The sequence below is a fragment of the Pseudomonas sp. UBA5568 genome (assembly GCF_002425525.1).
Lineage (GTDB): Bacteria > Pseudomonadota > Gammaproteobacteria > Pseudomonadales > Pseudomonadaceae > Aquipseudomonas > Aquipseudomonas fulva.
In genome coordinates, this window is sequence record NZ_DIMK01000014.1 from 1 (window position 1) to 12,063 (window position 12,063).

The 12,063-nt window shown below is 62.9% G+C and carries 10 protein-coding genes; 6 read left to right on the forward strand and 4 right to left on the reverse strand.

Annotated features, from left to right (window positions below; genetic code table 11):
* Positions 1 to 236 precede the first annotated feature (236 nt).
* Entirely contained in the window at positions 237 to 875 is a 639-nt protein-coding gene (locus tag B2S33_RS03815) for a TetR family transcriptional regulator (RefSeq protein ID WP_027916162.1), read from the forward strand.
* Between the two features lie 2 nt (positions 876 to 877).
* On the opposite strand, the gene B2S33_RS03820 is transcribed toward B2S33_RS03815, so the two are convergent.
* The 4 genes from B2S33_RS03820 to B2S33_RS03835 all read right to left on the reverse strand — a co-directional run bounded on the left by B2S33_RS03820 (position 878) and on the right by B2S33_RS03835 (position 6,705).
* Positions 878 to 4,441, reverse strand: coding sequence for a molybdopterin cofactor-binding domain-containing protein (locus B2S33_RS03820; protein ID WP_288649876.1), 3,564 nt, complete (start codon positions 4,439 to 4,441; stop codon positions 878 to 880).
* A complete protein-coding gene (locus B2S33_RS03825) occupies positions 4,438 to 4,911 on the reverse strand; it encodes a (2Fe-2S)-binding protein (protein WP_288649878.1) in 474 nt (157 codons plus the stop codon). Before B2S33_RS03825 ends, B2S33_RS03820 begins: the two co-directional genes overlap by 4 nt.
* 195 nt (positions 4,912 to 5,106) lie before the next feature.
* On the reverse strand, positions 5,107 to 5,583 hold the full coding sequence (locus tag B2S33_RS03830) for a MarR family winged helix-turn-helix transcriptional regulator (protein WP_028686519.1): 477 nt from the start codon (positions 5,581 to 5,583) through the stop codon (positions 5,107 to 5,109).
* 69 nt (positions 5,584 to 5,652) lie between these two features.
* Positions 5,653 to 6,705: a 2,5-dihydroxypyridine 5,6-dioxygenase gene (locus B2S33_RS03835; protein WP_028686518.1), complete on the reverse strand. Its 1,053-nt coding sequence runs from the start codon at positions 6,703 to 6,705 to the stop codon at positions 5,653 to 5,655.
* Between the two features lie 326 nt (positions 6,706 to 7,031).
* Here B2S33_RS03835 and nicC point away from each other — a divergent pair, with 326 nt between their 5' ends.
* The 5 genes from nicC (at position 7,032) to B2S33_RS03860 (ending at position 11,929) form a co-directional block, all read left to right on the forward strand.
* Positions 7,032 to 8,180: a 6-hydroxynicotinate 3-monooxygenase gene (gene nicC / locus B2S33_RS03840; RefSeq protein WP_027916157.1), complete on the forward strand. Its 1,149-nt coding sequence runs from the start codon at positions 7,032 to 7,034 to the stop codon at positions 8,178 to 8,180.
* The gene (gene nicD / locus B2S33_RS03845) at positions 8,177 to 8,983 is read left to right on the forward strand and encodes an N-formylmaleamate deformylase (protein ID WP_288649880.1); all 807 of its coding nucleotides are present in this window, start codon (positions 8,177 to 8,179) and stop codon (positions 8,981 to 8,983) included. Before nicC ends, nicD begins: the two co-directional genes overlap by 4 nt.
* A gap of 13 nt (positions 8,984 to 8,996) precedes the next feature.
* Positions 8,997 to 9,749, forward strand: a complete 753-nt coding sequence (locus B2S33_RS03850) for a maleate cis-trans isomerase family protein (protein WP_027916155.1) — start codon at positions 8,997 to 8,999, stop codon at positions 9,747 to 9,749.
* A 15-nt stretch (positions 9,750 to 9,764) separates the two neighbouring features.
* Complete coding sequence (locus B2S33_RS03855) at positions 9,765 to 10,406, forward strand: N-carbamoylsarcosine amidohydrolase (protein WP_027916154.1); 642 nt, start codon at positions 9,765 to 9,767, stop codon at positions 10,404 to 10,406.
* 209 nt (positions 10,407 to 10,615) lie between these two features.
* Positions 10,616 to 11,929, forward strand: a complete 1,314-nt coding sequence (locus B2S33_RS03860) for an MFS transporter (RefSeq protein WP_197873742.1) — start codon at positions 10,616 to 10,618, stop codon at positions 11,927 to 11,929.
* Positions 11,930 to 12,063: the final 134 nt, after the last annotated feature.

Here is a 12,063-nt window from a genome sequence, read left to right on the forward strand (position 1 = left end):
GTTCGAATCTCTACGCTTCCGCCACTACTCTCTACAAAAAAGCCCTGACAATTCAGGGCTTTTTTGTGTCCGAACGATTTCCGCCTTTTGCCCAAGCCCTGCTCATGTCCGTCATTGCCAATCGCAGTACTTGAGTCACACCTCCCTCGCTCGCACCGATCCTCTCGCCCAAAGGCTACGCAATACCCATCTAATATGGCAGTGTGACTCCCCTCGTCACCTCCACAGGGACCTCCATGCAAACGCGCAAAACCGGTATCCGTGCCCAACAGGCCGACCGCACCCGGGACAACATCCTCAAGGCTGCCGTACAGGTCTTCAGCAGGGAAGGCTTCGCCGGTGGGCGCGTCGAGCAGATTTCCAGCCTGGCGAAATCCAACGACCGAATGATCTACTACTACTTCGGCAACAAGGAAAAGCTGTTCATCAGTGTGCTGGAGCACATCTATGCCAGCTTCAACCAGGCCGAAGCCGGGCTGCAGCTGGACTTGGCCAACCCTGAACAGGCGGTGCGTGCGCTGGTGGCATTCATTTGGGATTATTACGTGCAACACCCCGAATTCGTCACCCTGCTGGCCACTGAGAACCTTCACCAAGGCGAGCATGCGCGCAAGTCGCAAAACCTCAAGGCCTTGTCGGGCGAAGCGGTTGGCGTGCTGCGGCCGATCATCGACGCGGGCCAGGCGAAAGGCCTGTTTCGCGACGACATCGACATCACCCACGCCTACCTGATGATTGCTTCGCTCTGCTATTTCTATAACTCCAACCGCCATACGCTCAGTTCGTTCTTGGCCGTGGACCTGGCAGACCCCAAGGCCAAGGCCGACTGGTTGGCGTTCATCAGTGACCTTGTCCTGCGCGGTCTGCGCCGCTGACCTCAATGGCTGCCTGGGTTGGCGCGAACCTGCGCGGCCGTGGCGGCGAGCCCTTGCCAGGCGGGCTTGTCACCTGCAAAACGCTGGCGCAGGTACGCCGCAAGATCGGCTACCTGTCGGTCCGACAAGCTGTCCTTGAAGCCTGGCATGTAGCCCAGGTCACGGGTGGCGGGGGTAGGAATGCCATGCAGTATCACCCGCAGCAGATTGTCTGGCAGGTCGCTGTGAACGTTGCTGTTCACCGCCATCGACGGGCTGACGCCGAACAGTTTCGGCCCCAGTCCATCGCTGTGGCAGGCCATGCAGGCGCCTTTGAACACGCGTTCGCCATTGCTCAATGAAACGTGTGTTTCAGCCGGCGGCGGTGCCTTGGTCGCCTGCGACTGAGGTTCGCCATCGAGTGAGCCGAGGTAATGGGCGATGGCACGCACGTCGCTTTCCGGCAGCGTCGCCAGCTCGCTGACCACCGGGCCCATGGGGCCGGCCGCCACACCGTGTTTGTCAGAAAATCCGGTACTCAGGTAGTTGAACAACTCGTCTTCGGTCCACGGGGTGGATGATTTACCCAACGCATTGAGGGCCGGTGCTTCCCAGCCATCGACCATCCCGCCGGCCAGGTAGCTGCTGCCAGCTTTCTCGGCGCCCATCAGGTTGCGCGGCGAATGGCACGCCGTGCAGTGACCGAGACCGTCGACAAGGTAGGCGCCGCGGTTCCACTGATCGCTGCGCTGCGGGTCGGCCTGATATTCACCGCGCTGCAGAAACAGGGCGTTCCAGCCAGCCATCAGCGGTCGCTGGTTGAACGGGAAGCGCATCTGGTTAGCGGGCGCTTGCTGGCGTACCGGGGTCTGCGACATCAGGTAGGCATACAGCGCTTGCATGTCGGCGTCGTTGATGACGCGGAACGAGGTGTAGGGAAACGCGGGGTACAGGTGACGGCCGTCACGGCTGATGCCTTCGCGCATGGCCCGTTCGAAGGCGGCGAATGACCAGCGGCCAATGCCGGTTTCCGGATCGGGCGTGATGTTGGTGGTGTGGAGCGTGCCGAAGGGCGTGTGCATGGCCAACCCGCCGGCATTGACCTTGCCGCCGCTGACGGTATGGCACACGGCGCAGTCGCCGGCCGCTGCCACCTGGCGCCCGCGTTCGAGCATCGCGGCGCTCCAGCTGCCAGCACCGGGCGGCGTAACCGGTGCGATTTCACTGCGCCAGGGCAGGGCGGTGGCAAGCATGCCCAAGGCTGCGCCCAACACCCCAGCCAGACCGCCGAACCACCACTTTGAGCGTTTGCTTGCAGGCTGCGCCGGGGCCGAGGGCCCAGGCCCCTGGTCATTGGCGCCAAGGGCGGCGCGCACCCGTTCGGCCGTGATCGGCAGCTCGCGAAAGCGGATGCCGGTGGCATCGAAGATGGCGTTGGCAATGGCAGCGGCGCTGGGTACCGAAGCGGATTCGCCGCTGCCCATCGGTGCTTCGTGCTGACGCGGCAGCATCATCACGTCGATGGCAGGCAGCTCGGGGAAGGTCAGGATCGGGTAGCCGCCCCATTCCTTGCTGGCCACGGTCGACGCTTCGAAGCTGACTTGCTCCTTGAGTACGCGGCTGGTGGACTGAATGACATTGCCGTGGATCTGGTGGCGCACGCCTTCGGGGTTGACCATCATCCCGGCGTCATGCCCGATCACCACGCGGGTGACGGCGACTTCACCGGTACGCCGGTCAACGGCCACGTCAGCCACCCACGCCGCCCATGCGGCGCCAAAGCCTGGGAATTTACTGTGGATGTAGCGCGCATAGGCAAAGCCGCGCCCGCGCAGTACGTCACCTTCGCCCTGGCTCTGCATGGGCTGGGTATGCGGCTGCCAGTCGGCGCGGGCGGCGGTGGCCTTGACCAGGTCGATGGCACGCGGGTCGGACAAGTGCTTGAGCCGATATTCCACCGGATCGACACCCGCTGCGAACGCCAGCTCATCGATGTACGATTCGTGGGCAAAGCTGTTGGGCATGGCCGACACACCGCGCATCCACGAAGCGCGCACCAACGGCGTCATGTCGTTGATGGTCACGCGCATGTGTTCGTAGTCATACGGTGGAATCGACGTGCGGTCGCCCATTTCGAACAAGGCCGGTACCGGCTCCACCGCGCCAGTGAGCAGCAGGGCCAGGGTCGGCGCGCCGTTGGACGGATAGCTGGTCTGGAAGTCATAGGCAGCCACGCTGCCATCTTCGTTCAGGCCGCCGTCGATCTCCATCAATTGTGCAGTGCCTTTGGGTTCCCAGGCGTGTTCCTGCTCGCGGGTCAGCTGTACCCGCACGGGGCGTAGCACAGCACGCGACAGCAGCACGGCGTCGGCGCAGACATCGTCGGCGCAGTTACGGCCGTAGCAACCGGCAGCCTCCATGCGGATGATTTCGATGCGCTCCTCGCCGCAGGCCAGCAGCCAGGCCAGATCAGCGCGCAGCAGGTGTGGGTTTTGGGTGCCAGACCACACGCGGATCTGCCCAGGCGCGTAGTCGGCCAGCGCGCATGATGGGCCAATCGAAGCATGCAGCTGATACGGCCATAGATAGGTACGGCTCAGGCGCTGACTGGCATTGGCAAGGCCTGCATCGACATCGCCCTGGTCCAGCACCGTGCGCTGGACCCTCGGGTTGTCGCGGATGGCCTGGGCCACATCGCTCAGGTCGGGCAGCTTGCCGGTAAAGGGCTTCCAGCTGATTTTCAGGTCTTGCGCGGCACGAATGGCCTGCTCCTCGCGCTCGGCAACCACGCCGACGAAATCGCGGATCACGACCACGGCCACGACGCCGGGTACGTGGGCGATGGATGACTCATCGACGGCCAGCAGGCTGTTGCCAACGAAGTCGCCGCTGTCATGGCCAGCATAGGGCGGACGGATCACTCGCCCGTGCAGCATGTCGGGCAGGCGCATGTCGTGAACGTAGGTCAGTTCACCCGTGGCCTTGCCGGGAATGTCCACGCGGGCAGTGCTGCGCCCGACCAAGGTGTAGTCTTCGATGGGCTTGAGCGGCGCATCCTCGGCAATGTGCAGTTGCTGGTTTTCCCCTTTTACCAGTTCGGCATAACTCAGTGCAGTGCCGTCGTCGGTGAGGACCGTGCCTTCTTCGATGCGCAGCGACTCGGGCTCGCACCCAAGGCGCAGTGCCGCCCGTTGCAGCAAATGACGGCGCGCAGTCGCCGCAGCCTTGCGCAACGGCACGGCTGAAATCTGCAGGGTGGCGCTGGCGATGGTCGCGCCTTGGTTGGGCGCCCGCTCGGTGTCGCCCAGCACCATGTGCACCTGGTCCATGCGCAGGTTCAACTCTTCGGCGACGATCTGCGCCAGCGAGGTGCGGATACCGGTACCCAGGTCAACGTGACCATTGAAGGCATAGACCCTGCCGTCGTCACAGACGGCGATGAACAGCGCCAGTTCGCGCTCCCGGGGCTCGGGCGTCACACCCTTGGCCACCGGACCGGAAGGCGGTGTGATCTGATCGACGATCAGCAGCACCCCAGTCTTGGCCAGCAGTTGGTCACGGCTGGGCACCTGTTGCGAGTGGTTCATGCTTTTCTCCGGGTGTCGGCGGCGCGGCGCACGGCGCGCAGGATTTCGACGTGAGTGCCGCAGCGGCACAGGTTGCCGGACAGTTCGTTGCGAATCTGTTCGTCGCTCGGCTGAGGGATTCGATCGAGCAGGGCCGTGGCGGTCATGATCATGCCGTTCATGCAATAGCCGCATTGGGCTGCCTGCTCGTCGATGAACGCCTGCTGCACAGGGTGCGGCGCACGCTTGCAGCCCAGCCCTTCAAGGGTGGTGATCTCCCGGCCGACGGCTCCGGCCAGGGGGATGATGCAGGAGCGGGCGGCCATGCCGTCGATGATCACCGTACATGCCCCGCACTCACCCAGGCCGCAGCCGTACTTGGGGCCGTTCAGGCACAGGTCGTTGCGCAGGATCAGCAGCAAGGGCGTTTCAGGCAGGGCGTCGACTTCGAACGACTGGCCGTTGACCCGCACGGAGAGGGTTGTTTGCATGGTGGGCTCATCTCTGGAGGTGACTTGCGCTACCGAAGCACCCACAGGGTGCGTGCATTTCGGTAAGTACTCACTACATGAAATGAGCGAGCAAGAAGCAGGCCAGGCATTCGGATGAGCAGGGCATGAAAAATGAGCTCACCGAATCGGTGGCTCAGGCAGGGCGCGCGAAGGGGTGTCCGGCAGTGGTGTGGCTCAGGCCGCGCCGTCGTCGCTGTCGATCATCTTGCGCAGCAGGTACAAGATGGCGACGCGCTCAGCGGCATTGAGGCTGCCCATGCTCAGTTCACTGATCTGCCGGGCGCAGGGAATCATCGCATCGAGCAAGGCCGCGCCGCTGTCGGTGAGCGTGACGATCACCTTTCGCCGGTCTCCCGGGTCTGGCGAGAGCTGCACCAGTTCACGTGCTTTCAGACGCTCGACGATCCCGCGGATGGTCGCCTGGTCCACGGCCGTTGCCTTGATCAACTCGGCCTGAGAGCTGGGGCCATGATCGCGCAGGGCGCACAGGGTGACGAATTGAATGGAGGTCAACTGTGGGTCGCAAGCCTGCTGCTGGAAGATCGCCGTGTGCCGCTGGTAAGCCTTGCGCAGCAAGTGACCCACCTGTTCGGTAACGTCGTAGGGGGCGGTGTCGTGTGGGGCGCTGCTGGGGGGAGTCGTGTTCGGCATGAGAGGCTTTGGGCTGGTGGAAAGGAGCTGGCCGGCCGCCAATAGCGGAGCGCCCGGCCAGTATAACCGTTATCGCGCCAGCGATTGCTGGGGCGCGACCACGTCCCCGGCCATGACCACGGCCTGATCGTCCAGGTAGATATCGCAGTTGCGCAGCGGGATGTCTAGGTGGCAAGGGGTCTTGCGCTTGCCGCCCACTTCGGTATTCGGGCCTGTGGAGAACAGGAAGTTGCCGTAAAACGCGCGGGCATCCATGCACATCCCGTCGTTGCGGTCGTGCAAGCCCATGGCAGTCCACTGGGCGCGCGGTTGCAAGCCCCAGCCGATGTGCGAGATGCCGTAAACCTCAGGGTCGTTGAAGTACTTGAGGTAGTCGCGCAGGTACTCGGCCTCGAAACCGCCATGAATGCCGGTGATGAAGCCCTTTTCGATTTCGAGCGTGATGCGCTCGCGGCAATAGTTCTTGAACGGCAGGATGATGTCGCCTACATCCAGGACCAGCGTGCCCTCGGCGCTGTCCTCGTTTGGCCAGGTGAACAGAAATCCACTGGGCCAGTGGTCCCAGCGCCCCGGCTCGTCGGCGTAGCCGTACTCGGTGACTGCCGGGTACTGGCCGAGCGGGGCATGGAAGTCGCTGCCAGCCTTGGACCGCACATGCATGCTGCGCGCCTGCTTGAGCAGGGTTTCGGCAGCCAGTACCCGGCGCTTGTCGTCCTCGTTGGGCAGCATGCGCGCCAGCACTTCGGCTGGTTCCACCGCCAGCAGAATGCGGGTGCCGGTCTTGAGAATCTGCTCCTGCTCGGGGGAGTGCAGAAGCATCATCGTGTCGACGATCAGGTCGGCGGCTTCTAGTGCGCGCTGCGCCGCCAGATTGCCGGTAAGTGCCGTGTCCCCGCAGTAGGCGGTCATGTCCCGGCCCATGGCGGTCGGGTGATTGAACGCCGGCAGTTCCACGGCGTAGACCTTCGCCCCTAGTCGCTGCGCCGCTTCCATCGCGGCGTTGACCGTGCGCGGATCGGAGTAATGGCTCTTGAGGACGGCCACGCTCTGGGTGTCGTCCACACGGGACAGCTTCAGTACGTGCTCGAACATCTGGGTCAGTTGTGCATTGCTCACCGGCATTGTGGGTTCTCCTGGGTGGCCTCTGGCGGCATCAAGCGGTGCACCATCGCAGTGCTCGACGCTTTATCTTGGCGCACAAAAAACAGTGTGTACGCCATAACCTGAGCGATAAGAGCGCATTCATTCGATCAACGCAAGTGATCTTTGAGACGTTACCAAACAACTCATCGCCCAGTTCTGCGGTAAAAAACGGCCATGTGGCCATTCGATCACCCGTTTGAAAATATTTTAGCAAGGCTATTCCTAAGAGTCATTTAAAGTGTATACGCTGTAAATGACTCGCGGCCATGCCGCTTGCCACACATCAGAACAACAGGAGACTCTCCATGCGGGGAAGCCAAAAAATCGCAATCGTCGGCGCGGGTTTGGGTGGGGCGGCAGCAGCGACGTTGCTGCAGCAGGCCGGCTTCGATGTCGAGGTGTACGAACAGGCCCCGGCGTTCACCCGCCTGGGTGCCGGGATCCACATCGGCCCCAACGTCATGAAGATCTTTCGGCGCATGGGGCTGGAGCAGAAGCTGGAACTCATGGGTTCGCACCCGGACTTCTGGTTCAGCCGCGACGGCCAGAGCGGCGATTACCTCTCGCGCATCCCACTGGGTGAGCATGCTCGCCGCGAATACGGTGCGGCCTACATCACCATCCACCGGGGTGACTTGCATGCGCTGCAGATCGATGCCATCAAGCCGGGTACCGTGCACTTCGGCAAACGCCTGGAAAAGATCATCGATGAGGGTGATCAGGTGCGTCTGGACTTTGCCGATGGCACCCACACGGTCGCCGACATCGTCATAGGGGCCGACGGCATCCACTCCAAGATCCGCGAAGAATTGCTCGGTGCCGAAGCGCCGAACTACAGCGGCTGGGTGGCGCACCGTGCGCTGATCCGTGGGGTAAACCTGGCGCAGCATGCCGACGCATTCGAGCCCTGCGTCAAGTGGTGGTCCGAAGACCGGCACATGATGGTCTACTACACCACGGCCAAGCGCGACGAATACTACTTCGTGACCGGTGTGCCCCACGAGGCGTGGGACTTCCAGGGCGCCTACGTGGACAGCAGCCAGGAAGAAATGCGCGCTGCCTTCGAGGGCTATCACCCCACCGTCCAGAAGCTGATCGACGCCACCGAATCGATCACCAAGTGGCCGCTGCGCAATCGCAACCCGCTGCCGCTGTGGAGCCGTGGGCGTCTGGTGATGCTCGGTGACGCCTGTCATCCGATGAAACCGCACATGGCGCAGGGCGCCTGCATGGCCATCGAGGATGCGGCCATGTTGACGCGCTGCCTGCAGGAGACCGGTCTGTCGGACCACCGCACCGCCTTTGCCCTGTACGAGGCCAACCGTAAAGAGCGAGCCTCCCAGGTGCAGTCGGTATCCAACGCCAACACCTGGCTCTATACGCAGGAGGATCCAGCCTGGGTATACGGCTATGACCTGTACGGTCAGCCGCTCAAGAGCGGGGAGGCCGCATGACTACCTTCGTGACTGGCGGCCATGTGAACGCCAATGGTATCCGCCAGCATTACCTGCGCTATGGCGGTAAGGGGCATGCGCTGATCGTGGTGCCAGGGATCACCAGCCCGGCGATTACCTGGGGGTTCGTCGCCGAGCGCCTTGGCCAGCACTTCGATACTTACGTGCTGGATGTGCGCGGGCGTGGTTTGTCGTCAAGCGGCCCCGATCTGGACTACGCCACCGATGCCTGTGCCGCCGACATTCCCGCCTTTGCCGCCGCGCTGGGGCTGGACAGTTATCACTTGGTTGGGCACTCGATGGGCGCACGGTTCGCGATTCGTGCCGCTGCCAACGGCGCGCCAGGCTTGCAGAAGCTGGTGCTGGTCGACCCGCCGGTATCCGGGCCAGGGCGCCGCGCCTACCCAAGCAAGCTGCCCTGGTATGTCGATTCCATTCGCCAGGCCAGCATGGGTATGAGTGGCGAGGACATGCGCACCTATTGCGCCACCTGGAGCGACGAGCAGTTGGCGCTGAGGGCCGAGTGGCTGCACACCTGTTACGAGCCTGCGATCGTGCGGGCCTTCGATGACTTCCACGAGGTAGACATCCATCAGTACCTGCCCGCTGTACGCCAGCCGGCGTTGTTGATGGTGGCTGGGCGTGGCGGGGGAATCGAGCCGTGCGACATCGCCGAAATCCGTGAGCTCAAGCCTGACATTCAGGTCGTACAGGTTGCCAACGCTGGGCACATGATTCCCTGGGACGACCTCGATGGTTTCTTTGCTGCATTCGGCCTCTTCCTCGATCGATCCCTTGCCTGAAGGAGCACGAGACATGACCAAGCTATACCGCATCGGCCAGATCGTGCCGAGTTCCAACACCACCATGGAAACCGAGATACCGGCGATGCTCAGCGCGCGCCAAGCCATCCGCCCGGAGCGCTTCACCTTTCATTCCAGCCGCATGCGCATGAAGCAGGTGAGAAAGGAAGAACTGGCGGCCATGGATGCCGAGTCCGACCGCTGCGCGGTGGAGCTGTCCGATGCCAGGGTCGATGTACTGGGCTACGCCTGCCTGGTGGCGATCATGGCCATGGGCCTGGGCTATCACCGGCAATCCGAACAGCGCCTCAGGCAGGCGACTGCCGATAATGATGCACTGGCGCCGGTCATCACCAGTGCCGGAGCGCTGGTCGAAGCCTTGCATGTGATGAAGGCCAAGCGCATCGCCATCGTCGCCCCGTACATGAAGCCGCTGACCGAGCTTGTGGTGAACTATATCCGCGAAGAAGGCTTCGAGGTTCAAGACTGGCGTGCCCTGGAGATTCCCGACAACCTGGCCGTGGCCCGTCACGACCCCGCCAACCTGCCCGGTATCGTCGCCGGCATGAACCTTGAAGGGGTGGATGTGGTGGTCTTGTCGGCCTGCGTGCAGATGCAGTCGTTGCCGGCCGTGGCCAAAGTCGAGGCGCAGACCGGCAAGCCTGTGGTCACCGCTGCCATCGCTACCACCTACGCCATGCTCAAGGCGCTGGACCTCGAGGCGGTGGTGCCAGGTGCCGGCGCCTTGCTGTCGGGCGCCTATTGAAATCGGGAGATGGACATGAGCGAGGCACAAAGTGCTCGGGACAACTATCAGGGTGTATGGGGGCAGCGTATCGGTTTTGGTCGCGCACCGGCGCTGCTGATGATCGACTTCATGCAGGGCTATACCACGCCGGGGGCTGCGCTGTACGCCCCAGGCGTCGTCACGGCAGTGGCGCAGGCCGCGGACCTGCTGGCGCTAGCCCGCGATTGCGGCATCCTGGTGGTGCATACCAACATCCGCTACCAGCCCCCGCATTTTGTCGATGGCGGGGTATGGGTGCGCAAGGCGCCGGTGATGAAGGACATGGTCGAGGGTAACCCCTTGGCGGCGTTCTGCGAGGCCGTTGCCCCACAGCCGGAGGAGGTGGTGCTGAGCAAGCAGTACGCCAGCGCTTTCTTCGGCACCAGCCTGGCGCCGCTGCTGCACGCCCAAGGAGTGGACACCGTGGTCTTGGCCGGCTGCTCCACCAGCGGGTGCATCCGCGCCAGCGCGGTAGATGCGATGCAGCATGGCTTTCGAACCATCGTGGTGCGCGAATGTGTGGGTGATCGCCATGACGACCCGCACCACGCCAACCTGTTCGACATCGACAGTAAGTACGGCGATGTGGTTTCCCGCCAGGAAGCGATGGCGCAATTCAGGCAATTGACCGGCTGACACCGGCAGGCGCCTACCCAATAACAATCAAGGAACGGTGCCGGAAGCACGTTCATGACCGCCTGCTGTCCGGGCGGTCGCCCCGCAGGAGCACTCGGGGTTTTTCAGGCGTGGCCTGGGCATGTCGCGTGTAGCGTGCGACGGTCCTTGTGCGTCGAAAACTGCTGGCCTTAAAAACAACCACAAAGTCGCCCGCCAGGAGACAGGAAATGCCAATTGCGAATGCAACCACGGTCCATAGCGACATTGATCAGGGCACCAAAGCGCTGTACAGCAAGATCACCTGGAGGCTCATTCCCTTCCTGTGCTTTTGCTACCTTGCCGCCTACCTGGACCGTATCAACGTCGGCTTCGCCAAACTGCAGATGCTCGAAGATCTGCAGTTCAGCACCGCCGCCTATGGCCTGGGTGCCGGGCTGTTCTTCGTCGGCTACATCATTTTCGAAGTGCCCAGCAACCTGATTCTGCAGCGCGTCGGTGCCAAGCTGTGGATCGCCCGCATCATGATCACCTGGGGCCTGTTGTCGGCGTGCACCATGTTCGTCAGCACCACCACCCAGTTCTACATCCTGCGGTTTCTGCTCGGCGCGGCCGAAGCAGGGTTTTTGCCAGGGGTACTGTTCTACCTGACCATGTGGTACCCCACTTACCGACGCGGGCGCATCATCGCCCTGTTCATGATCGGGCTGCCGCTGTCGAGCGTGATCGGTGGGCCTATCTCGGGGTGGATCATGGGGCACTTCGATCAGGTCCACGGCCTGCATGGCTGGCAGTGGCTGTTCCTGCTGGAGGCGATCCCCAGCGTGCTGCTCGGCATTCTGACCTTCTGGGCCTTGCCCAATCACTTCCAGCAGGCCAAGTGGTTGTCGAGCCAAGACAAGGCTCAGCTGGCAGCAGACCTTGCCGCCGACGATGCAGAGGGCAAGGACAGCAAGCACAGTTTCCGTGACGGGTTCTTCAACCTCAAGGTGTGGATGCTCGGCGGTATCGATTTCTCGATCCTGCTCAGCGCCTACGCGATGGGCTTCTGGATGCCGACCTTCATCCGCGATGCAGGGGTAAGCGACACGTTCCACATCGGCTTGCTCACTGCCATCCCGAGCCTCGCCGCACTGGCCGGCATGCTGCTGATCGGCGCCAGTTCCGACCGTCACCGTGAGCGTCGTTGGCACATCATCGTCCCATTCATCGTCGGCGCCATCGCCATGGCCAGCAGCACCTTGTTCAGCCAGAACCTGGTCATGACTGTATTGCTGTTCGCAGTCGCCTCGGCCGCGATCATTGGTGCGGTGCCGGTGTTCTTCAGCCTGCCGGCGACTTTCCTGAAAGGAACGGCAGCCGCCACCGGTTTTGCCCTGGCCTGTTCGGTGGCAAACATTGCCGGGCTGGTCAGCAACTCGCTGATGGGCCTGGTCACTGACTGGACCGGTACTTCCCACGCGGCGCTGTGGGTGTTCGCCGGCTGCTTGCTCCTGAGTTGCTTCCTGGTCATCGCCCTGCCAGCGAAGCTGGTCAACCGCTAGCGGTCCAGCGCTTCACGCCCGGTAGGGCAGGCGGGCCGATGCCGGCCTGCCCACCCATTCTCAATGCAATCTGCACGTCGGCGGGCGTTTGTCTCGCCGGTGGATTGCTGTTGCCCGAATTTCAGGAATCGCCC